General features: G+C 36.2%; 22 protein-coding genes and 6 tRNA genes. 17 read left to right on the top strand and 11 right to left on the bottom strand.

Annotation, left to right across the window (positions count from 1 at the left end):
* Positions 1–310 precede the first annotated feature (310 nt).
* From HMPREF9333_RS00750 to HMPREF9333_RS00745, 4 genes are all read left to right on the top strand, one after another.
* On the top strand, positions 311–634 hold the full coding sequence (locus tag HMPREF9333_RS00750) for a TfoX/Sxy family protein (protein WP_005539079.1): 324 nt from the start codon (positions 311–313) through the stop codon (positions 632–634).
* 220 nt (positions 635–854) lie between these two features.
* Complete coding sequence (locus HMPREF9333_RS13450; RefSeq protein ID WP_277352354.1) at positions 855–980, top strand: hypothetical protein; 126 nt, start codon at positions 855–857, stop codon at positions 978–980.
* A gap of 41 nt (positions 981–1,021) precedes the next feature.
* Positions 1,022–1,153, top strand: coding sequence for a hypothetical protein (locus HMPREF9333_RS13445; RefSeq protein ID WP_277352353.1), 132 nt, complete (start codon positions 1,022–1,024; stop codon positions 1,151–1,153).
* A 48-nt stretch (positions 1,154–1,201) separates the two neighbouring features.
* Positions 1,202–1,663 carry a flavodoxin gene (locus HMPREF9333_RS00745; protein ID WP_005539078.1) on the top strand — a complete coding sequence of 154 codons (462 nt, stop codon included), beginning with the start codon at positions 1,202–1,204 and terminating at the stop codon, positions 1,661–1,663.
* Positions 1,664–2,922: 1,259 nt separating this feature from the next.
* Here the strand turns inward: HMPREF9333_RS00745 and HMPREF9333_RS00740 are convergent.
* The 11 genes from HMPREF9333_RS00740 to HMPREF9333_RS00690 form a co-directional block, all read right to left on the bottom strand.
* Complete coding sequence (locus HMPREF9333_RS00740) at positions 2,923–3,543, bottom strand: V-type ATP synthase subunit D (RefSeq protein ID WP_005539076.1); 621 nt, start codon at positions 3,541–3,543, stop codon at positions 2,923–2,925.
* 51 nt (positions 3,544–3,594) lie between these two features.
* Positions 3,595–5,031, bottom strand: a complete 1,437-nt coding sequence (locus HMPREF9333_RS00735) for a V-type ATP synthase subunit B (protein ID WP_005539075.1) — start codon at positions 5,029–5,031, stop codon at positions 3,595–3,597.
* Positions 5,032–5,076: 45 nt separating this feature from the next.
* On the bottom strand, positions 5,077–6,888 hold the full coding sequence (locus tag HMPREF9333_RS00730; protein WP_005539073.1) for a V-type ATP synthase subunit A: 1,812 nt from the start codon (positions 6,886–6,888) through the stop codon (positions 5,077–5,079).
* 4 nt (positions 6,889–6,892) lie between these two features.
* The gene (locus HMPREF9333_RS00725; protein ID WP_005539071.1) at positions 6,893–7,483 is read right to left on the bottom strand and encodes a V-type ATP synthase subunit E; all 591 of its coding nucleotides are present in this window, start codon (positions 7,481–7,483) and stop codon (positions 6,893–6,895) included.
* Positions 7,484–7,517: 34 nt separating this feature from the next.
* Positions 7,518–7,826 carry a V-type ATP synthase subunit F gene (locus tag HMPREF9333_RS00720; RefSeq protein ID WP_005539070.1) on the bottom strand — a complete coding sequence of 103 codons (309 nt, stop codon included), beginning with the start codon at positions 7,824–7,826 and terminating at the stop codon, positions 7,518–7,520.
* An 81-nt stretch (positions 7,827–7,907) separates the two neighbouring features.
* Entirely contained in the window at positions 7,908–8,339 is a 432-nt protein-coding gene (locus HMPREF9333_RS00715) for an ATP synthase subunit C (protein ID WP_005539068.1), read from the bottom strand.
* Positions 8,340–8,412: 73 nt separating this feature from the next.
* Complete coding sequence (locus HMPREF9333_RS00710; RefSeq protein ID WP_005539066.1) at positions 8,413–10,347, bottom strand: V-type ATP synthase subunit I; 1,935 nt, start codon at positions 10,345–10,347, stop codon at positions 8,413–8,415.
* Positions 10,344–11,423, bottom strand: a complete 1,080-nt coding sequence (locus HMPREF9333_RS00705) for a V0D/AC39 family V-type ATPase subunit (protein ID WP_005539065.1) — start codon at positions 11,421–11,423, stop codon at positions 10,344–10,346. Before HMPREF9333_RS00705 ends, HMPREF9333_RS00710 begins: the two co-directional genes overlap by 4 nt.
* Positions 11,420–11,737, bottom strand: coding sequence for a hypothetical protein (locus HMPREF9333_RS00700; RefSeq protein ID WP_005539063.1), 318 nt, complete (start codon positions 11,735–11,737; stop codon positions 11,420–11,422). The genes HMPREF9333_RS00705 and HMPREF9333_RS00700 overlap by 4 nt, the downstream gene beginning before the upstream one ends.
* Before the next feature lie 382 nt (positions 11,738–12,119).
* Positions 12,120–12,193, bottom strand: a tRNA-Pro gene (locus HMPREF9333_RS00695).
* Between the two features lie 233 nt (positions 12,194–12,426).
* A complete protein-coding gene (locus HMPREF9333_RS00690; protein ID WP_005539061.1) occupies positions 12,427–13,746 on the bottom strand; it encodes an OmpA family protein in 1,320 nt (439 codons plus the stop codon).
* A gap of 438 nt (positions 13,747–14,184) precedes the next feature.
* Between HMPREF9333_RS00690 and HMPREF9333_RS00685 the strand changes: the two genes are divergently transcribed.
* From HMPREF9333_RS00685 to HMPREF9333_RS00625, 13 genes are all read left to right on the top strand, one after another.
* On the top strand, positions 14,185–15,396 hold the full coding sequence (locus HMPREF9333_RS00685; protein WP_005539059.1) for a hypothetical protein: 1,212 nt from the start codon (positions 14,185–14,187) through the stop codon (positions 15,394–15,396).
* A gap of 263 nt (positions 15,397–15,659) precedes the next feature.
* On the top strand, positions 15,660–16,829 hold the full coding sequence (locus HMPREF9333_RS00680; protein ID WP_005539057.1) for a M20 family metallopeptidase: 1,170 nt from the start codon (positions 15,660–15,662) through the stop codon (positions 16,827–16,829).
* A gap of 99 nt (positions 16,830–16,928) precedes the next feature.
* Positions 16,929–17,489 carry a phosphodiesterase gene (gene yfcE, locus HMPREF9333_RS00675; protein ID WP_005539055.1) on the top strand — a complete coding sequence of 187 codons (561 nt, stop codon included), beginning with the start codon at positions 16,929–16,931 and terminating at the stop codon, positions 17,487–17,489.
* Positions 17,482–18,633, top strand: a complete 1,152-nt coding sequence (locus tag HMPREF9333_RS00670) for a THUMP domain-containing class I SAM-dependent RNA methyltransferase (RefSeq protein WP_005539052.1) — start codon at positions 17,482–17,484, stop codon at positions 18,631–18,633. The genes yfcE and HMPREF9333_RS00670 overlap by 8 nt, the downstream gene beginning before the upstream one ends.
* Before the next feature lie 38 nt (positions 18,634–18,671).
* Positions 18,672–19,289, top strand: coding sequence for an RdgB/HAM1 family non-canonical purine NTP pyrophosphatase (gene rdgB, locus HMPREF9333_RS00665; protein ID WP_005539050.1), 618 nt, complete (start codon positions 18,672–18,674; stop codon positions 19,287–19,289).
* Entirely contained in the window at positions 19,289–19,807 is a 519-nt protein-coding gene (locus HMPREF9333_RS00660) for a YfcE family phosphodiesterase (protein WP_083816559.1), read from the top strand. The genes rdgB and HMPREF9333_RS00660 overlap by 1 nt, the downstream gene beginning before the upstream one ends.
* A 117-nt stretch (positions 19,808–19,924) precedes the next feature.
* Positions 19,925–19,999: transfer RNA gene (locus HMPREF9333_RS00655), tRNA-Pro, on the top strand.
* Positions 20,000–20,095: 96 nt separating this feature from the next.
* Positions 20,096–20,169: transfer RNA gene (locus HMPREF9333_RS00650), tRNA-Arg, on the top strand.
* A gap of 5 nt (positions 20,170–20,174) precedes the next feature.
* Positions 20,175–20,245: transfer RNA gene (locus HMPREF9333_RS00645), tRNA-Gly, on the top strand.
* Positions 20,246–20,278: 33 nt separating this feature from the next.
* Positions 20,279–20,352, top strand: a tRNA-His gene (locus HMPREF9333_RS00640).
* A 154-nt stretch (positions 20,353–20,506) separates the two neighbouring features.
* Positions 20,507–20,578: transfer RNA gene (locus tag HMPREF9333_RS00635), tRNA-Gln, on the top strand.
* A 192-nt stretch (positions 20,579–20,770) separates the two neighbouring features.
* On the top strand, positions 20,771–21,277 hold the full coding sequence (gene ybaK, locus HMPREF9333_RS00630; RefSeq protein WP_005539047.1) for a Cys-tRNA(Pro) deacylase: 507 nt from the start codon (positions 20,771–20,773) through the stop codon (positions 21,275–21,277).
* Positions 21,278–21,417: 140 nt separating this feature from the next.
* Complete coding sequence (locus HMPREF9333_RS00625) at positions 21,418–22,233, top strand: formate/nitrite transporter family protein (protein ID WP_005539045.1); 816 nt, start codon at positions 21,418–21,420, stop codon at positions 22,231–22,233.
* The last annotated feature ends 3 nt before the right edge of the window (positions 22,234–22,236 follow it).

Below are 22,236 nucleotides of genomic sequence, written 5' to 3'. Positions count from 1 at the left end.
AATTGTTGTAGACCTTGCATACGACCAGCCTTGCAGAGGAAATTTGCTATGAGTAAATTAGAAAAAGAGAGCCAATCTGACAGTGTAAAAACATCTTAAAAATGGTATAATATTAGCGAATATCCGGTGAGATAAATTGGAATCGGCAAGTAAAAAAATTAATCAAATATACAATCCGGAAAATTTATAGAACAGATTAATTAATGAGAGGTTTGACAATGACACTGGAAGATAGGGTATTTGAGCGGAGGTGTTTTGTTAGTGAACAACTTCTAAAGTATGGATTTCAAAAGAAAAGGAGGTACCGGGAATGGCTTCCGGTAAAGATTACTTGAATTTTATTTTAGAACAATTGTCTGAATTAGATTATATCAGTTATAAAGCCATGATGGGAGAATATATTATATATTATAATGGAAAAATTGTTGGTGGAATATATGATGATAGATTACTTGTTAAACCGGTACAGGCATCGATAAATTATATGCCGAATGCAGAGTATGAGCTGCCATATGATGGAGCAAAGGAAATGCTTCTTGTAGATAATGTAGATAATAAAAAATATTTAACCGGACTATTTAAGGCTATGTATGAAGAACTACCGGCACCAAAACCTAAAAAGAAAAATAGATAATATTAATAATTTACTGCCTCAAAAGGTATTAAATCAAATGCTTTACTATCTTTTTTACATAAAAATAAACATGAAATGATGTTTTAAATTGAAAAATCAGCATTACAACATATATAGAGCCGGAGCACATAGAAGTCTGGATATTAATATTTAATAGAATATATGTTATAATCTCGAATTAAGAAGATAATTTTTAATTTATAGAGGGAGGGTAAGTTCAATGTTTAAAGAGGAAGATGTATTTACAGTGATAATTACGGCAGTATATACATTTATTATTGTTTCATTTATATTTCATATTATACTTTGGATATATCTTTTGAGTGTTATACAAAGCTTTGTTTAAATTAATGATATTAGACTTATTTAAAATATGGAGTATATATAATGGATAATGAAAATAAAAAAGGGAAAAACCTTGTAAGAGTTACTATTATAGTTACGGTTTTGCTGACATTTATTTTTTGGATTGTAGAGTATTTTGTTATATATAAAATATATAGGATATTTTATATATAATATTGTTTAAGTAATATCGATAATTGAGATTTCCGGAGGGGATTATAATTGAAAATTTTAGTCGTATATTATTCATATTCAGGGATAACGAGACGGTTGGCAGAAGACATTGCTTTGATCACCGGCGGTGATTTGAGGGAAATAAAACCACAAAAGCCGTATTCATTTTCATATAATACAGCTGTAAAAGAAGCAAGAGAAGAAATTGAAAGGGGATATTGTCCGCCACTTATACAGGGAACAGAAAGCGTTGAAGATGCTGATATAATTTTCATAGGCTCTCCTAACTGGCTTAAAACCTTTGCACCACCCGTCCTGTCATTTTTGAAAGCAGTTGATTTGGACGGAAAAACAATCATCCCGTTTTGTACTCACGGTGGAGGCGGCTTTGGGAGAATGATTGAAGATTATAAAAACGAATGTAAAAATTCAATTATAAAAGAGGGAATAGCTTTAAAGGGAGACTATAGTTTTGATGAACTTAAAAACCGGTTAAACAGTAATATGTAAATTCTGTTTTGTAGAGGTTTTTTAGGTGGAATTATAAATAATAAGCAGAGATAAATTTGAGGGTATTAAAAGCTAATATTAAAGAAATTATGATTATACATTGAACGGAGATTTTTTAAAGTGTCTCCGCCTTTAAGAAGATATAAAACTCTCTGTACTACCTCAAAAGGCAGTAAATCAAATGGTTTACTATATTTTTTTCATAAAAATAAATATGAAATGATGTTTTAAATTGAAAAATCAGCATTACAACATATATAGAGCCGGAGCTCATAGAAGCCTAGATATTCATATTTAATAGAATATATGTTATAATCTTAAATTAAGAGAATAATTTTTAATTTACAGAAAGGTAGGGTAAGTTCAATGTTTAAAGAGGAAGATGTATTTACAGTGATAATTACGGCGGTATATACGTTTATTATTACTTCATTTATATCTGGTATTTTAATTTTTATATATGCTATGAGTGATTTTCAAATATATTTTAAATAATTGGATTAGATTTGCTTAAAATATGGAGGATATATAATGGATAATGAAAATAAAAAGGGTAAAAGACTTGTAAGAATTACTATTGTAGTTACGACTTTGCTGACACTTATTTTTTGGTATTTAAGGTATTTTGTTATTGATGAACTATTTTGATTGATTTAAGTAATATTGATATTTCTTTTTTATACTGTAGCTAACGGCTGGGTTCTGACTACAAAGGGAGCTTTACACCATGATAAAGCCTGTTAGTCTAACCATATAATTAAAAGAGTTTCAGTATACTGCCGCTTCTCTTTTTTAGAGGTAAAGGTCATAATATAAATACTGTGCCGTGATTATGTTATTTGAAGGAGTAAAGAAACGAGCTCTTAGATCTATAAAACCAGGCTGTAATATAAAAGAAGGAATAGCTTTAAAGGAGACTATAGTTTTGATGAACTTCAAAACCGGTTAATAATAATATGTAAATCCTGTATACCCCTTTTGTTTCAGCAATCTTTAAGAGCATATAACACTCTCCGGATGTATGAATATACCGGAAGTGTTCCCTAAAAATATAAACTATGTTACGCTTTAGCGTAACTCTTGTTTATATTTTTACCGGGAACCTTCCGGTACGCTGTTTAGTATAAAACTGAGCCGGATAACTCTAACATATCCTAACATACCCTAATATACCCAATATACCCCCAATATAACGCACCAACATAACCGGTCATAAATCCGTTCATACTCCGGCATAAATTATAAATCACAAATTACAATTACTTCTTATTTGCCCTTTCTTTTATCACCTTAAGCCTTGTAAACTCTTCCCTTTCCTTCTCCTCAAGAGAATTACTAATCCCCTTACTTAATGCCTCATATCTGGGAATAGTAATATTTTTAAGTGCATTTGCCCGTTTTTGAGTTTTTTTAATATTTGAGGCAAGCCTGTAAGCAGCATTTTCAACCATAGAAAGTCTTACAGTCAGTTCCTTAACCTTAAGAAATTTTTCTCTTGCAACATCAAGAGACTCTCTTGTAGTATAGTATGCATAAACAAGATCAAGCGGCTGCTTTTCATACTGTACAAGAGGGATCTCAGTACCCATAACGCTTCTGGTTTTAATCTTTACACCGTCATCGACATCAACGGAGCCTGCAATATCCTTTATAAAATCAAGTCCCAGCTCAATAGTAGCCTTCATAAGAGCATCATATGCAGAAGTAAAGGTTGTGTCTATCTCTTTTTGTATATCCTTTGCCTGATCTATAAGTCCCATAAGTTCACGTATAAGTATATTACGCTTTCGGTCCATAAGTCCGTAGCCCTGTTTTGCAAGAGCAAGCGAACTCTTTGCGGCAATTAAATTTCCCTTTGTAGGAAATGTGTTTGTATTCATAAATTTAGAGCCTCCAGTTTATGCCGGCTTATAAAAATTAAAAATATAAAATTAAAGCCGCATATTATCTTTTTCTACTGCAACTATTTCATTGTCGGAATTAATAGATGTAGGTACATAATACTTATCAAGTATTTTAGTATCAATCCTGTCAAGTTCAGACCTGGGGATAAGACCGAGCAGCTGCCACCCTATGCTTAGAGTTTTAAATATATCACGGTTCTCATCTGAATCCTGCTTTATAAATCTTTCTTCAAATTCCTTTCCAAAGACAAGGTAAATTTTATCAGTGTCGGAGAGCTCATCCTCACCTATAACCGATGCAAGTGCACGTGCATCCTGAACTCTGGCATAGCTTGAAAAAAGCTGATTTGCCACATCCTGATGATCTTCACGTGTATAATCCTTGCCTATGCCGTCTTTCATAAGTCTTGAAAGTGAAGGAAGTATACTTACAGGAGGGTACACTGATTGAGCATTTAAATCTCTGTCAAGTACCACCTGCCCCTCAGTGATATAGCCTGTAAGGTCGGGGATGGGGTGAGTTATATCATCATTTGGCATAGTAAGTATAGGAATCTGTGTAACGGAGCCGTTTATATCCTTTACTATGCCTGCACGTTCATAAATTGAGGCAAGCTCTGAATACAGGTAGCCGGGAAATCCCTTTCTTGACGGGATCTCACCTTTTGAGGAAGAAACCTCCCTCATTGCTTCAGCAAATGAAGTCATATCAGTGAGTATTACCAGTATATGCATTTCCTTTTCAAAAGCAAGATATTCCGCAAGCGTAAGTGCAGCTTTAGGTGTAATCAGCCTTTCTACAACAGGATCGTTTGCAAGATTTATAAAAGCTGCAACATGTGAGCTTACACCGCTATCTTCAAAAGTGCGCCTGAAAAAGTCTGCGACATCATGTTTGACTCCCATTGCGGCAAATACTATTGCAAAATCATCACCGTTTCCGGCATTATCTCCAAGAGAAGCCTGTCTTACTATCTGAGCGGCAAGTTCATCATGAGGCAGTCCGTTACCTGAGAATATAGGGAGTTTCTGCCCCCTTATAAGTGTGGTAAGTCCGTCAATTGAAGAAATACCGGTGCGTATATAATTTCGTGGATATTTGCGGCTTACCGGATTAAGCGGTTTGCCGTTTACATCAAGAAGTTTGTCATAATTTACAGGACCGAGATCATCTATGGGATGTCCTATGCCGTTAAAAGTCCTGCCAAGCATGTCAGTTGACACACCTATACGCATAGGATGACCTGTAAGTCTTGTACGGGTATTTCTGAGTGCCATACCGTCAGTACCTTCAAAGACCTGTATTACAGCTTTGTCATTATTTATTTCAATTATCCTTCCAAGTCTTTTTTGGGAGCCTTTTACATCCATTTCAACAATCTCATCATAAGCAGCTCCTTTAACTCCCTCAAGAACTGCAAGAGGACCGTTGATTGAGCTTAATCCAAGATATTCTACCGACATATATTCTCCTTAAATAATTTTATATTTAAAAAACAAGTTCTTAAATCAGGCATTTTTTTCAATAACTGATTCATAAAAACGATCAACATCTTTTTTATATTCATCAAACATATCAGGTTTATCATTTGGTATGTCATATTTTATAGATATTACTTTGTCCCATATACCGTCCTCTTTAAGTATGGACATCGGCATGCCCATATGTATAAGGGATTTAGCCTTCTGATAAAGGTAGAGTATTATATCCATCATTTTAAACTGCTTTGACATAGGTACACAGGTGTCATCCTTATGAAAGGCATTTTGCTGTAAAAAGCCTATTCTTATAACTTTTGATATCTCAAGTACAAGTTTTTGATCATCAGGAAGCACGTCAGCACCTATAAGTTTAACAATTTCCATAAGTGAAGCCTCACGTCCGAGCAGATAGACAAGCTGGTTTCTGTAATCAACAAATTTTTTGTCAACCATTTCCGTATACCATGGTGCAAGTTCATTTAAATATTCTGAATAGCTTGTAAGCCACTGTATTGCAGGAAAATGTCTTGCATACGCAAGATTTTTATCAAGTCCCCAAAAACAGCGGACAAAACGCTTTGTATTTTGAGTAACGGGTTCGGAGAAATCTCCTCCCTGTGGAGATACTGCACCTATTATTGAAACCGAGCCTTCAGTTCCGTTTAAATTCTGTACCATACCTGCTCTTTCATAAAATGAGGAAAGTCTTGAAGCCAGGTAGGCGGGAAATCCTTCTTCAGCAGGCATTTCCTCAAGTCTTCCTGAAATCTCACGAAGTGCTTCAGCCCAGCGTGAGGTGGAATCTGCCATAATTGCAACATCATATCCCATATCCCGGTAGTATTCCGCAAGAGTAAGCCCTGAATAAAGACTTGCCTCACGTGCAGCCACAGGCATATTGGATGTATTTGCAATAAGTGAAGTTCTGTCCATAAGAGGGTTGCCGGTTTTAGGGTCGGTAAGTTCTGAAAACTCTTCAAGCACCTGTGTCATCTCATTTCCACGCTCACCGCAGCCTATGTAGATGATTATATCGGCATCCGACCATTTTGCTATCTGGTGCTGTGTCATGGTCTTACCGGTTCCGAAACCGCCGGGAACTGCCGCAGTACCGCCTTTTGCCAGTGGGAAAAGAGTATCAAGTATCCTTTGACCTGTGATTAATGGCACACTTGCCGGAAATCTTTTTAATACGGGACGGGGTATCCGTATAGGCCAGTGTTGTGTCATTGAAAGATTTTCAGTGCTGCCGTCATTAAGTATGATTTTAACAAGGGTATCGTTAATGGTATACTTTCCGTCATTTACTACTTCGGATACAGTACCTTCCTTGTCAGGGGGAATCATAACTTTATGCAGTATTGCAGGAGTTTCCTGTACATGTGCGATTACACTGCCATGGTAGAGTCTATCTCCTTTTTTTACGGTAATATGGGTGTCCCACAGCTTTTTTGTATCAAGTGATTCTACATTTACGCCACGGCTTATATAGGCATTATCTTTTTTTGCAATCTCGCTTAAAGGTCTTTCAATACCGTCAAATATATTGTTTAATATACCCGGAGCGAGAGTTACACTTACCGGAGAGCCGCTGCCTGTTACAAGTTCACCGGGTTTTATGCCTCCGGTTTCCTCATAGACCTCTATAATACTTGCCTGTGAGGTAAGGCCTATAACTTCGCCTATAAGTTTTTCATTGCCTACATAAACCATCTCATGCATCAAAAAACCTGAATTGCCCTCTGTTTTTACGATAGGACCGTTTATTGAGAATATAATTCCGGATACTGCACCTTCAGGCGGTTCTTTATATTCAGAGTGTATAAGTTTATTTGTCATAGTACTATCCATTAAATGCCCCCCCAAGTTCCAGTTTTGAACTTTCTCTTGCATCATCCAGTTTTTTTGCAAATGAATTGTCAATAAGTATATTTTTTGCCGCAATAACCGCTTTTGTTCCGCCCATAAATGAATCTTTGCTCAGCCTCAGTATGTTTCCATATTTTTGAACAAGCCCGTCAAGCATAGCCTCATCCTTTGGATCTATATAAATTTCAGCGGTGTCGGAATCTGCAAAATCAAGTACTGCCTGAATCTGGGCTTCAATAAGTTTATTATAGGCAGGTGTTTTCATAAATTCATCAAGTCTTTGAGTAAGTTCACAAAATACGGCTTCCTTTAATTTTTCATGTTCCATGCCTATCTGTTTTTTTAAAGCGGTCTGTTCAATTGATATACGTCTGTTTCCTTCACGCTTTATTTTTTCAGCCTCTATATTAAGCTGCATCGCTGCACGCCGGTTCTCATCATGTTTATATTCCTCAAAAGCTTTATCAAGTGCATCCTGATAATCTGCTATTATTTTATCTGCCTTGCTTCTTGCATCTGTGATGCAGAACTTGCTGAAATGTGCAAGCTTATCTTCTAAATTCATAACCTGATCCTTTCTTACAAAGCGAAATATCCTTTTAAAGCTTAAGTCCTATGGCTTCATTGACATAATCGGTTATAAAGTTAGGGCTTCTGCCTGTTCCATGTCTGTCGGGTATATCTATAAATAGAGGCAGCCTGTGTTCAAGCTTATATTTATTTACGATTTCAGGATATTCCTTTGAAAATTTTTCCATCAGCAAAACTATACCTACTTCATTATCTGCGACTATTCTGTCAAGTTCTTCCTTAAGTCTTGTCTTGTTTTCAACCATACTGCCTTCAACACCGGCAAGACGCATACCCACTATGGTATCTATATTATCACTTATAAGATACATTTTCATATTAAATTAATTCCTTTCATCTCACAAATGGCATAAATACCGATTTATAAATTCTTAAAAATGTATGTGTTTAAATACAGCTTACAGTCTGCCCAGGATCATAACCGCTATTACTACGCCGTATATACATACACCTTCGGCAAGTCCTATAAACACAAGGGAACGTCCGAATATACTTGAATCTTCACTTACCGCTCCGAGTGCTGCCGAAGCTGCTGCAGACACTGCAACACCTCCGCCTATACAGGAAAGTCCTACTGAAAGTGCCGCTGCAAGGTATCCAAGCCCTGTAGCTATTGTACCTGATGAAGCTGCTGTATCCGCTGCGTATATGTTTCCTGAAAACGCAAATATGGTTGTAAATATAACAGTTGCGGCAAATAGGAAAATATTAAATGCCAATGCTTTTTTAAAACGATATTTCGTCTTTTTGCCGGCACAAAATGCAGCTGCCGGAATTACATTGCTTGCTATAAATGCCATGCTTAAAATTATCTTTGCGATTGTATTCATAAAAAACTCCTTTATAATTTTATTTTTATAGATTTATTTTGTATATTATTGTTTAAAGTACTGTACGGGTATTTTAATCTTCTGATTTGCCGTAAGGAATAAATTCTTTACCGCTTCCTTTATAAAAACGTGAAAAAAGCTCGTAATAGTCAAGCCTGAGCACCTGTATTCCTACAATTAGGCCTTCAAGGCAGCATACAAAGATATTACCGAGAATAACCACAAGCCAATTCGGGCTTCCACTTTCATAGCCTGAAAGCATAAGTACGACTTCCATCATAACGGCATGACTTATAGCAAATGCTCCGACTCTTACAAAGGAGAGGGTATTTGAAAAATATCCCAGAAGCACTTCAAAGAGTTCAAAAATTCCCTGAACTATAAACATCACAGCCTTGGTTTTTTCACCCGTATTCTTTTTTTTAGGAAAAAGTATATGCATTAAAGGTTCTTTAAAAAGCATAAGCAGCAGCGGCAGTACAAAAAGGATTATAAAAATCCATGAAGCAGGGAGATTGTTTCCGGTCATTACTAAAATAATAAGAATCGCACATGAACCGTAAAATACTATACCTGCTATGCCGTTTGGATCAAATAGTGCCTCACCGGTTTTCCTGAATCTGATTTTATTTACTATATTCAGGCACATTGTAAAAAGTATAATCCCCATACCTAAAAGTATTGAAACTACAAATACAGAGTTAAGATTTCCAAGTATAGGCAGTGAGGTCATAGCTTTGGCAGGTCTTAGCCACAAAGGATCTATAATATCTTCAAATCCGAACACGCTGCCGAAAAGGAAACCGAATATAATTGAAAATATGCCGCATCTGGCAAGTACCGCTCCGAGATCCGACTTTTTAAAATGAGCTAAAAAAAGCCCGAGAAACATTACAACAGCTCCCTGTCCTACATCAGCAAACATAAATCCGAAAAGCAGCGAATAGGTTATACCTATAAGCACCGTAGGGTCAAGCTCCTTATAATCAGGAAGTCCGTACATCCTTACAAACATTTCAAATGGTCTAAAAAGAGCATTATTTTTAAGTTTTGTAGGCGGAGGACTTAAAAGGTTTGAATGGTCATTCTCAAGTATGCAGAACGCACAGTCATCATCTTCCATGGACTTGCTTAAAGAAAGTGCATCTGCTTCTTTCATCCAGCCGCAGAGTATGTAAAAGACTTTCTGAGATTCTTTTGTACAGGCTGCAAGTCTTCTGATTTCAAAATTATCTGTAAAGATTTTAAGTCTTTTATTTGCCGTAAGAAATTCGGTTTTTTTATTATTAAGTGTTGAGACAATCTCCGATGATATAGTTTCAATATCGGAATCACATTTCGCAATCTTTTCTTTAAGTGCATTTGAAGCTTCCCTTGGAGTACCGGTGTATCCGTCAGGTATAAAAAATCTTTCAAAATGAAGTGATGAGTATATGGCATCAACCTTTTTTCTGACACTTTCAGGAACAAAATAGACCCCCCAGATATAGTCATCAACCTCCTGACATTTATAAAATAATGAATCGATATCATTAACCATATATGCACAGAGCTTATCATAATATTCCCGATTTATTCTGCCGAAACGGTATTTTATAAAATTAAAATGTAAAACTGTACTCAGATCGTAATTCAGCCCTATAAACTGCTCAACTTTTGAGAGCCTGTCCATATATTCAGCTTTTTTGGCTTCGATTTCGGTCTTTTTATCCTGTAATTTTTTAATATCATTATAAAGTGTATTTACCGTTGCCGCAGCCTCGGCTACACTTAAATCAAGGACATTGCTTATCTTGGTATCCTTAAAATTATGTTTGATTTCCTCTGAAAGCAGGTATGTTTCCTTGTGTGGATTTGAATCAATATAGGGGTGTAAATCCCGTACATTTTTAAGTTCAAAAAGGGCATTTTCAAGCTGTATATCATATTTTGATATATATTGTTCTATGACTCTGTCAATATCCTCCTTAGGACCTGTAATGCTTAAAAAACGCATCTTTTCTATCATGCCGTGGACCTCCTGCCGTTATTATTTTTATTTATATTTAATATCTCGCTCATTATCCTGTCAGCATTATAGCCGAAACGTACAGCTTCAATTACACTTATTATCCTGCTTATCTCTTCCTCTTTTTCAAACAGATAGGAGTTTAGTAAAGCCACCGAGTAAGGATTTTTTCTCACCGAATCAAGATTTACAGCTCTCATAATCTCTGCCGAAAAACTTTCTATATCAGCTTTTTCATATAATATTTTTTTTGACATCATGCCGTAATAAGTAGTTTCAAATATTTTTAAAAAATCATTAATATCAGTTGCCGATATAAGCTTTTTAAGTGCAGTTTCATCAAGTTTGTAATATATGGGTATAAGCATTGAATAAAGCTGAGCTTCTGAAATATTGTAGTACTTCTTTGACCTGTATATCCACTGTATATTCAGTAAATCAAGTTTTGTACCGAAAAATTTCTCAAGAATTTTTACATTCATTTTTGAATACATTTTGTCCTTGCTTTTCCATACGGTTTTAAAATATAGAATATCTATACACAGCTCATAGTTAAATATAGATGAGTGGCTGCTTTTATATACCGCTTCAAGCGGTGCATAGTATATACTTTTACTTATACTGTCTAAAAAGCTGTTAATTGAATCGGCTTTTATAAGGCTTTCAAAATCAACCTTGGAATGTCGGTTAAAAAAGGTCTTATGCTCACTTAAATCAATATCAAGCGGTCTGTATGAAAGGCAGTTTCTTAGGCATCTTTTAAGGAGTTCCGTCTCATAGCTCATAAAGTACAGATTAAGGAATCTTTTTTGTTTTAAATCTGCAAATTTGTAAAGTTTGCCGAAATCATTAAATTTGCTTTTTATAAGCAGTTTTTCTATATAAGAACGATGCAGCTTATCATTTGGAAAATCCTTAAAAAAGACTGAATAGTTTTTATAATATTGAAGCTTTGATACAGCCTCCGCAACATTGGCTGATTCTGCAAGGTTTTTATAGTCATTTAAGTTTAAAAGCCTGCTTTGCATTGCTTTAATTTTTGTGTTTATAGCGCTGTATTCTATAAGAGATGTCATAATGCCACCTTTATAAGCTCATCAAATAACGAGTTGACATAACTGTCATGATTTTCATTATATAATTCATGCATTTTTTTTATATACTGCTTCGCCTTTTCTTTCTGCAGCTTAAGGCTGTTTTCTATATCAGCTCCCATTTCCTTTCTAAGCTGTTCGATTTTTTCCTGAGTTTGCTTTTCAAGATTATCGGACCATTCCTTTTTCATTCTTTCCAATTCATCTGACATGGCTTTTTTCTTTTCGCCGGCTTCGTCCATTATTGCGGATGCGGCAGATTCTATCTCAGACAGCCTGCCTATAATCTCTTCCATAAATAAAAAACACCTCCTTGAAATAAAGCGATACTGCTGTATTTAAACTTAAAACTGAAATTGTTTTTATAAAACGGTTTTTTAACGGCTACCGCTTTTATAGGCATTTGTAGCAAATATATCAGCTATATCCGTTATATTTTGAACATTCTCAGATAACTTCAAACCGTTTTCGACTATTAATAATATACCTTTTGATGAAAATGTAAAGAGTTTAGAGAGATTTTTTTTATATAAGTGTTAAGCTGTTTTATTTATATGCTCTTGTTCAGTTAATATGCATATGTATAGAACCTGTTTTTAAATCCAAAAGAAAAAAGTAAAAAATAAAGCCTGACTAAACTCTGAACCAATCATTGTTTAATCAGGCTTTTTAAGCTTATCGGAATGACAGGATTTGAACCTGCGACCCCTTGACCCCCAGTCAAGTGCGCTACCAATCTGCGCTACATCCCGTGGTTTTTAACATTTGATATAATACACTATTTTAATAGTTTTTTCAAGTATAAAATATTAAAAATAGGAGTTGGAGCTGTAAAAAAACAAATTTAAACAATTTCTATACCGGAAAACGCCGGTTTTAGAGTTGTTTTTTATTGTAACACGGTAGTTTTCTACAGCTCCTTAAAAATAAATCAATATTTTTATATTTATCTTATAGAGTCTTTGTTTTTAGAGCTATGATATCTTTAAAATGCAGGTATTATAATTTCTACACGTCTGTTTTTTTGCTTACCTTCAGCAGTTTCATTTGTAGCGACAGGTCGGCTTTCACCATATCCCTTTGTACTGATTTCTGCCGTAACTCCATGCTCTGCAAGGAAATTCTTTACGGATGCAGCACGATTTTCAGATAACACCTGGTTATGTTCATCACTTGCATCTGAATCAGTATGACCGTCAATTTGAAATTTCTTTATATCAGCTTCCTTTAAAATATCTGCAAGATTTGTAAGCACCTCATATGCATCAGGGCGTATATTATATTTGTCAACATCAAAAAGCACACCTGAATCAAGTGTTATTAAAACACTGTTTGCTTCAATTGCGGGTATTGCCGGAACAGGCTTAAGTTTTGAAAAAACTCCGGGTTTTCCAAGAGGTTTCGCATCAACTGTAACAGTTTTAGAACCATGTTTTATAACGCAGCTGCCTTTTCCGTCATTTTCAACCTTAAGGTCAAGCTTCTCATTTTTATAGTAGCCGCTGCCATCGGTTCTATGAAGTATTCGTATATCAGGAGCGGTATATGAGGTGTAGTCATTCGACATAACGACTACTCTAACTTCATTTGCACTATCGACATATTGCCCTGAGCCGTCTGAGTCTATCTGAAATACTACATCCTTTATTCCGTCGCTATATTGTCCTGAGCCGTCTGAATGGACCTGTAGGGTTATTTCCCTTTTGTTATCAATATACTGTCCTGAGCCGTCTGCATTTTTTTGTATAGTTATATCATCAGTTACATATTGACCGGTGCCGTCTCCATCCGTCTGTACTGTCTTGTTTCCGTCGGTGTACTGCCCGCCGCCGTTTTCGTCAAGCTGAACTGATGTGTTGCCGCTGACTATTGTTCCGTTTTCAACCTTGACGGGTGTAATTGTGATACCGGGAACTGAGGAGAGTTTTTTTGTGTCATTTAAAGTAATCTTCGCTTCAGGGTTTTCCATAACGCTAAGGTCAGGCACATCAGGGATAGGTACAGGAGGAACTTCTCCGACGGCATATCCCGGAACAGCCATACTTAAATCCTGAGAATCCTTTGATGATTTGTTTTTATCTTCTTTATCATCACCGGAATCAGCTTCCTTTTTTTTGTCTTTATCATCTTCATCATCTTTATCTGTATCTTCTGTATCTTCTTTTGAAGAGGTATCGTCGTCTTTTTCAGATGATTTTGATTCACTCTTTGTAGTTGTACTGCTACCTGATCCTGTACTGCATGCAGTGGCACAAAGGAGCATTGATAAAGCGCCAAGTGCAAATAATAATTGCTTCTTTTTCATAATATTATTCTCCAATTTTATTATTTTAGCAAGTTTTTACCGCTTGCGGCAGTATGTGTAGCATATATTTATGCACACATACCTGCTTTATAAGTATATCAGAAAAATAACATAAAACAAAATGAAATTCATATAAATATTGTCGAAAATTTTATATTGAAGAAAAATAATTTAAATTAATTTAGAATATAGTTTTAATATAGATAAAAATTTGCAATACAATGCGATAAGGTATTGCTTTAAATCGTGAAATCGTATAACATATAGTAAATTATCAAAAGCCCTGTGTATATACATAATACAGGCTTATGAGAATATATCCGGTCGCCTTTTTAAAACTGGTGCTGATTTATAATATCTATACTTTTAAGGCATCCGTATCAGTAAATAATAAAGTCGATTTGAAATATAACAATAAATATAAAAGGGGAAATTTATATGAAAATGGATTTAATAACCGCAGTTTTATGTATACTTGCTGCAATGGTGGCAGGCGAGATTGTTTCAATGAAGACAAAGGCATTTGTACCGTCAGTATTTGTAACGGCAGTGCTTTTTTTAATAGGGTACTGGACATTTTTTCCACAGGATATTGTAAGCACGGCGGCATTTGGACAGCCGTTTGCAGGTCTTGCTATGTATTTTTTAATTACTCATATGGGCAGTCTTATGAACATAAAAGAGCTTTTAAGTCAATGGAAAACTGTGATTATAAGTATTGCAGGGGTATTTGGCATACTTGTGGCACTGCTTACTGTAGGCAGGGCTGTGCTGGGATATGATACTGTTGTGGTTGGGGCACCTCCGCTTACAGGAGGTATAGTTGCAGCGGTGCTCATGCAGGAAGCTGCGAGGGAAAAAGGGCTTGAGATGCTTTCAGTTCTTGCAATACTTGTTTATGTTGCACAGGGTTTTGTAGGTTATCCTATAACGGCAATTTTACTTAAAAAAGAGGGCAAGGACTTGCTTAAAAAATATACCGGAACCGGAGATAAAAAAATATCCGGAAAAAATTCAGAAGAGAAATATACTGAGAAAAGGCTGCTTCCGCAGATGCCTAAGCAGTACAATACTACATATATGATGTTGCTTAAATTGGCATTTACCGCTTTTCTTGCGGCAAAGTGTGCAGAAATTTTCAATAATTTGCTTAAGAGTATGAAGGCAGGTTTTTCAATACATGCTCTTGTATTTTGTCTTATATTCGGTGTAATATTTGCTGAGATTGGATTTTTAGACAGAAAGGTGCTTAACAAGTCGGAAAGCTTCGGACTTACCATACTTGCACTTATGGCATTTATATTTGACGGACTTAAAAATGCAACTCCGCAGATGCTTTTACAGGTTGCAGGACCATTATTTGGAGTTATATTTATAGGTGTTATAGGGCTTGTAATATTTTCTGTTATATCAGGAAAGCTACTTAAAGAGTCCATACCTATGTCCATATCCATAGCAATGAATGCACTTTACGGTTTTCCTCCCAATTTCGTGCTTACTGAGGAAGCTATACGTTCACTTACTGATGATGAGGATGAAAAAGAATACCTTACACAGATAATGATGCCTAAGATGCTTGTGGGAGGTTTTACATCCGTTACAATTGCCTCTGTTATAATCGGTGGAGTGTTTGCAGGTATGCTTAAATAAAATAATATATATAAAGTCAGGAAAACACTGTTTAGGTGTTTACCGCATTAAAATCGCAGATGCTTCATGTTATTTTCATGGCATTATATGCGATTTTTTGCCAATATAAAGCAGTCTGATGAAACTATGATTTAGTCATAATTTCATTGTAAATACTGCTGTATTTACTGCATGTATTAATGTATAATAATATGCGAATATATCGGTTTTCCGATATAAAAATAAACTAATTAAATCGCTTTAAGATTAAGGAGGGTAAAGTTATGAATATCAGAAAAGCGGCACATGACATATCGGAATATGTAGTAGGGCTTAGGCGGCATTTTCATATGTATCCGGAGTCAAGTCTGAATGAATTTGAAACTTCAAAGAAGATAAGGCAGGAGCTTGATAAACTTGGTATAAAATATGAAGTTGTGGCTGATACAGGAGTGGTTGCAAGAATACATGGCAAAGCCGAGGGAAAAACCGTACTTTTGCGTGCCGATATGGATGCACTTGAGATTGAGGAAAAAAATACACATGAATATGTTTCAAAAAATAAGGGAAAGATGCATGCATGTGGACATGACGGACATACTTCAATGCTTATAGGTGCGGCAAAAATATTAAATGAAACAAAGGATTCATGGTCTGGGACTGTGGTACTGTGTTTCCAACCGGCTGAAGAGATTGCGGAGGGTGCTAGAATAATGATAGAAAAAGGCAATGTGCTTGAAGGAGTGGACGGTGCTTTCGGTATACATCTTTGGAGCGATGTGCCGGTAGGAAAGGTTTCGGTTGAAGCCGGTCCTAGGATGGCAGGTGCCGATTTTTACACCCTTACAGTAAGGGGTTCATCAGGGCATGCTTCAAAGCCGGATCAGACCATAGATCCTATTGTTACAGCTTCTTCAATAGTTATGAATCTTCAGCCTATAGTAAGTCGTGAGATGGATCCGATTGAGCCGGTTGTTATAACGGTAGGTACTTTTAACGCAGGAACAAGATTTAATATAATACCTGACAAAGCTGTGCTTAGCGGTACTGTAAGATGCTTTAGCAAAGATATATGGAATGATATTGATAAAAAAATTGAAAGAGTGGCATCAAATATAGCCTCGGCTTATAGGGCAAGTATAGAGCTCGACTATCAAAAAAAGACACCTCCTACAATTAATGATCCTGATGCTTCAAGGCGTGCAAGGGAATCAGTTGTAAAAATCCTTGGTGAAGAAGGTGTTTACCTTATGGAAAGAACTACCGGTGCTGAGGACTTTGCTTATTATGCTGACAGCGTTCCAAGTTGTTTTGCATTTGTTGGAATACGCAATGATGCTAAAGAGGCCAATTTCCCTCATCATCATGAGCGTTTCCAGATGGATGAGGATGCTCTTGAGATAGGAACTGCATTATATGCACAGTATGCATTGGATTTTCTGGCAGAAAAATAAACAATATAATTTTAAAATACAGTTATAATTACACCTGATTGTAAGGCTTTTAAAGTATAAAAGTCTTACGGTCGGGTGTTTAACAAGAAAGGCTTTTGTATGAAATATATTATTGCTTCGGATATACATGGTTCGGCTTATTATGCAAAAATGCTTGCAAGGAAATTTGAAAACTCAGGTGCAGATAAGCTTATACTGCTTGGAGATTTGCTGTATCATGGACCGAGAAATGATCTTCCGAGGGATTATGCACCTAAGGAGGTAATAGAAATACTTAACGGATATAAAGACAGTATTTATGCAGTAAGGGGCAACTGTGATGCTGAGGTGGATCAGATGGTGCTTGACTTTCCTATAATGTCCGATTATTCAGTTTATATATTAAATGGTATAACATTTTTTGCTTCACACGGTCATATATACAGTCCGCAAAACCTTCCTTGTATGAAAAAGGGTGAAGCTTTTATATCCGGTCATATACATCTTCCTGTGGCAGAATGTAAAGATGGAATATATATATTAAATCCCGGTTCGACATCTATACCTAAAGGGGGCAATCCTCCTTCATATTCAGTCCTTGATGGCAGCAGATTTACAATATATCCGCTTACAGACGAAGATGCACCATGCAGCTTTATAAAGGAGATAGAACTTGGGTAGGATTTATGAGCTTTATGCTCCGTGTCATTTTGGTATGGAGGCGGTCCTTAAGAGAGAAATCAATGATATAGGTTATGATGTTACAAGGACTATTGACGGGAGAGTATATTTTAAAGGAGATGATGAGACGATTGTGCGTGCAAACCTCTGCCTCAGGACCGCCCAAAGAGTTATGATAAATGTTGCTCAATTTAAGGCGAGAACTTATGATGAGCTGTTTGAAAATGTAAAGGCTGCCAAGCTTGAAGAATTTATACCGCCTGATGGAAAGTTTTGGGTAAGCAAGGCTGCTTCTATAAAAAGCAAGCTTTTTTCTCCTTCGGATATACAGTCAATTGTAAAAAAAGCGATGGTCGACAGGCTTAAATCAGTTTATAATATAAGCTGGTTTTCCGAGGAGGGGGCTTTGTATCCTTTTAGAGTAAGCATAGTAGACGATATTGTAACAATAGGACTTGATACAAGCGGTGAATCTCTTCATAAAAGAGGATATAGAGTTATGACGGTAAAAGCGCCTGTTACTGAAACTCTGGCGGCTGCACTTATAATGCTTACACCGTGGAAGTCTGACAGGATACTGATTGATCCTTTTTGCGGCAGCGGGACTTTTGTTATAGAAGCTGCACTTATGGCTATGAATATAGCTCCGGGACTTTACAGGAACTTTATATCACAGTCATGGGATAATATAATAAGCCCTGATATGTGGGAAGATGCAAAAGATGAGGCAAATGAAGAGATAGATTATAATGTAAAGACTGATATACAGGGCTTTGATATAGACGCTGAGGCGCTTAAGGCTGCAAGATTTAATGCACATAGAGCAGGAGTGGTTGAAAAAATACATTTTCAGCAAAGAGATGTAAAGGAACTTTCACATTCAAAAAAATACGGATTTATAATTACGAATCCGCCTTATGGTGAAAGGCTGGGGCAGAGGGAGGAGCTTGTGGAACTTTACAGTGCACTTGGTAAAAGATACGCAGCGCTTGATTCATGGTCTATGTATATAATAAGTGCATGGGAGGATACTCAAAAGTACATAGGTAAAAGAGCTGATAAAAACAGGAAGATTTACAACGGTATGATGAAGACCTATTTTTATCAGTATATGGGTGCTAAGCCTCCTAAGAAAAAAATATAAAAATGTAAAATATAAAATTACAGGTATTTAATAAACAGATGGATAAGAAAACAATAGTTTTTGCCACTTCAAATAAGGGCAAACTTAATGAAATAAAAGAGATTTTTAAAGATTCAGCCTATGAGATAATAAGCATGAAAGATGCCGGAGTTGATATTGATATTGATGAGAACGGCAGCACATTTGAAGAAAATGCATTTATAAAGGCAACTGCGGTTTATGATATAACAGGCGGAATAGTTATGGCAGATGATTCGGGGCTTGAGGTTGATTATCTTGAAAAAAAACCGGGAGTTTTTTCTTCAAGATATATGGGAAAGGATACTCCTTACGAGGCTAAAAATCTGCATATTTTGGAGCTTTTAAAAGATGTACCTGATAATATGCGAAGTGCACGGTTTGTAAGTGCTATATGCTGTATTATGGATGATGGAGAAGTGCTTGAAACCACACAGACACTTGAAGGAAAAATATCACATGAAATTCTGGGAGCGGAAGGATTCGGTTATGATCCTATAGTATATATTTCCGACTATGGAAAGACTTGTGCACAGCTTAGTATAGAGGAAAAAAATAAAATAAGCCACAGAGGAAAGGCGTTAAGACAGATGAAGATTATGCTTAACAGGAAACTGGAAGAAGGTCCTGATAGATGATGAAGATTTTAATTGTAAGTGATACTCATGGCAGAGACGAGGTTCTTAGAAAGGTCATCGGTATAGAAGAACCTGTAGATATGCTTATACACCTGGGAGATACTGTTGGAAGTGAAAAAAGGATAGAACAGATGCTTAAGGTAAAGACCGCTTTTTTTACAGTAAAGGGAAATAATGATTTTTCAGCGACACTTGATGAGAGAAAAGAGATAAATATAGGAAAATATAAAATCCTTCTTGTACATGGACACCGCCACGGTGTATATGCAGGAACTCAGCACCTTAAAGATGAGGCGATATCAAAGGACTATGATATAGTAATGTACGGTCATACTCATGTACCACATTATGAAAATGAAAACGGTATAATAATATTAAATCCCGGAAGTATATCATATCCGAGGCAGAGGGGAAATATAGGAACTTATATGGTTATGAATATAGACCCCCCGGATACTCCTAAAATAGTGCTTAAATTTCTGGATGATGAACATACGGTGATAGATTTATCAAAATAGTTTTGTAAATACTTAAAAAGCCCTTGACATAAGGGCTTGTCTTAAGTATAATGTCGTGTGTTCGTGCTTATGCGTTGAAATCAGCTAAGCGGCGGCGATTTTAAAATAAGTTACTTTCGGGGTGTGGCTCAGTTTGGCTAGAGTACCTGGTTTGGGACCAGGGGGTCGCAGGTTCGAATCCTGTCACCCCGATTTTTGCTGTCTTATTATATAAATGTGTGCCTGTATATGTGATTGAGCATTAACCGGCTTTTTTATTTTTATAAATGGCAGTGTTAAAAACTATTTGAGTCTGTAGCTCAGTTGGATAGAGCATCGGCCTTCTAAGCCGAGGGTCAGGGGTTCGAATCCCTTCAGGCTCGTATATGCAGGTGTAGTTCAATGGCAGAACATCAGCCTTCCAAGCTGAATATGTGGGTTCGATTCCCATCACCTGCTTACAGCGGTGTATGCTGTTTGCTTTATCATATGGTGGGTGTGGCACAGTTGGTTAGCGCGCCAGATTGTGGCTCTGGAGGTCGAGGGTTCGAATCCCTTCACCCACCCTTGGCAGGGTTATGGCAAAATCCGGTTCGGGTCTTATTTTTTATATATTCCGGCAGTGAAGATGTATTATGCGGGTGAAACTGCTTATATTTGCCTGAAGTATTGCTTGACTCTGTGTCTGTCCTTTGAGGCAGCTTTTTTATTATATTTTATTGGGCTATCGCCAAGCGGCAAGGCACAGGACTTTGACTCCTGCATTCGTTGGTTCAAATCCAACTAGCCCAGCTGAGCGAAGGATTAAATCCTTTAATGCATTATAGTCTTATATAAAACCGATAAAATCCTGCTTACTTTATGGCAGGATTTTATTTATTCCCAAAAGCGGCGGGATATTTTAATCAGGATTATATTTGTTAAAAGCAGTACATGAAAATCGAAAAAATATGCTAAAAATATCGGCAGGGAGAAATTGTATATATGAAAAGAAATGAAGATAAAGGTGAAGCTGTACATACAGAGGAAAAAACCAATGTTATGAGGATACTTGATAAACATAGGATAGAGTATGATGCTTATTGTTATACTGATAAAGAGGCTTTAAGCGGTATCGAAGTTGCACGGATTTTAAATGTTGGCAGCATGAGGATTTTTAAAACTCTTGTAACAGTGGGAAAAAGTAAAACATATTATGTATTTATGATTCCGTCCGATAAGGAGCTTGATTTAAAAAAGGCGGCTTCGTCAGTTGGTGAAAAAAGTGTAAGCATGGTTAAATCCAAGGAACTTTTGCCCCTTACGGGTTATGTGCATGGAGGCTGTTCTCCTATAGGTATGAAAAAAAAGTTTATTACGGTAGTGGACAAATCCGCTTCTGATTTTGATAAAATAATATTCAGTGCAGGCAGGATAGGCAGGCAGGTTGAACTTGGTATTGAGGCTTTAGGTAAAATTGTAGAATTCAAACTTGAAAATATTACAGTATAAAGTCTATTATAATTAATTAATGTATTATTATGCCAATTGACATTTTACCCTTTTTATTGATAATAGTATTTATCAGATTAAATTTATTTTAAATAAAATAAATGCAGTCGTATCGGGACTGCATTTATAAAGGGGGGTTTATGCTTTCAACTAAGGAAGTTATGGAAAAGTATGTTAGCTTAGGGGAAAATAAGGTAAATACACCGTTTTTAAAAACTCTGCTGCTTGCAGTTATAGCAGGATTTTTTATTGCATTGGCAGGGGTAGGTGCCAATGCGGCGATAGCGACAATAGAAAATCCGTCAATTGCAAAGCTTATTTCAGCAGTTGTATTTCCTGCAGGGCTTTCAATGGTTTCATGTGCAGGTTGTGAACTGTTTACAGGGGACAGCCTTATAGTGATATCACTTCTTGATAAAAAAATAAAGTTTTCAAGTATGCTTAAATGCTGGATTATAGTATATATAGGAAACCTTATAGGTTCAGTACTTATAGCTTTACTTGCCTCAGCCTCAAAACAGCTTTCACTTTACGATAGTAAACTCGCTGTTATGACTATAAGTATAGCCGTGAAAAAAACATCTCTTTCATTTTCACAGGGGCTGTTTCTTGGAATAGGCTGTAATTTTCTTGTGTGTATAGCTGTTCTGATAGCACTGTCTGCAAACTCTACGGCAGACAAGATAGCAGGAGTATTTTTCCCTATACTTTTATTTGTAGTATCAGGATTTGAGCATAGTGTGGCAAATATGTATTATATTCCTGCAGGAATTATAGCAAAGATGAATCCGGAATATCTGAGGCTTGCAGTTGAAAAAGGTATAGAGGTTGACAGATTAAACATTTCCTCATTTCTGCTTAAAAACCTGCTTCCGGTAACAATAGGCAATCTTATTGGCGGTACTCTTGTAGGGCTGCTCTACTGGTATATATACTTAAGGAAAGTAAAAAAATAAATA

The sequence above is a fragment of the Johnsonella ignava ATCC 51276 genome (assembly GCF_000235445.1).
Classification (GTDB): domain Bacteria; phylum Bacillota; class Clostridia; order Lachnospirales; family Lachnospiraceae; genus Johnsonella; species Johnsonella ignava.
Note: the sequence above shows the minus strand (reverse complement) of the source record. Positions and strands in the feature narration are given on the sequence as shown.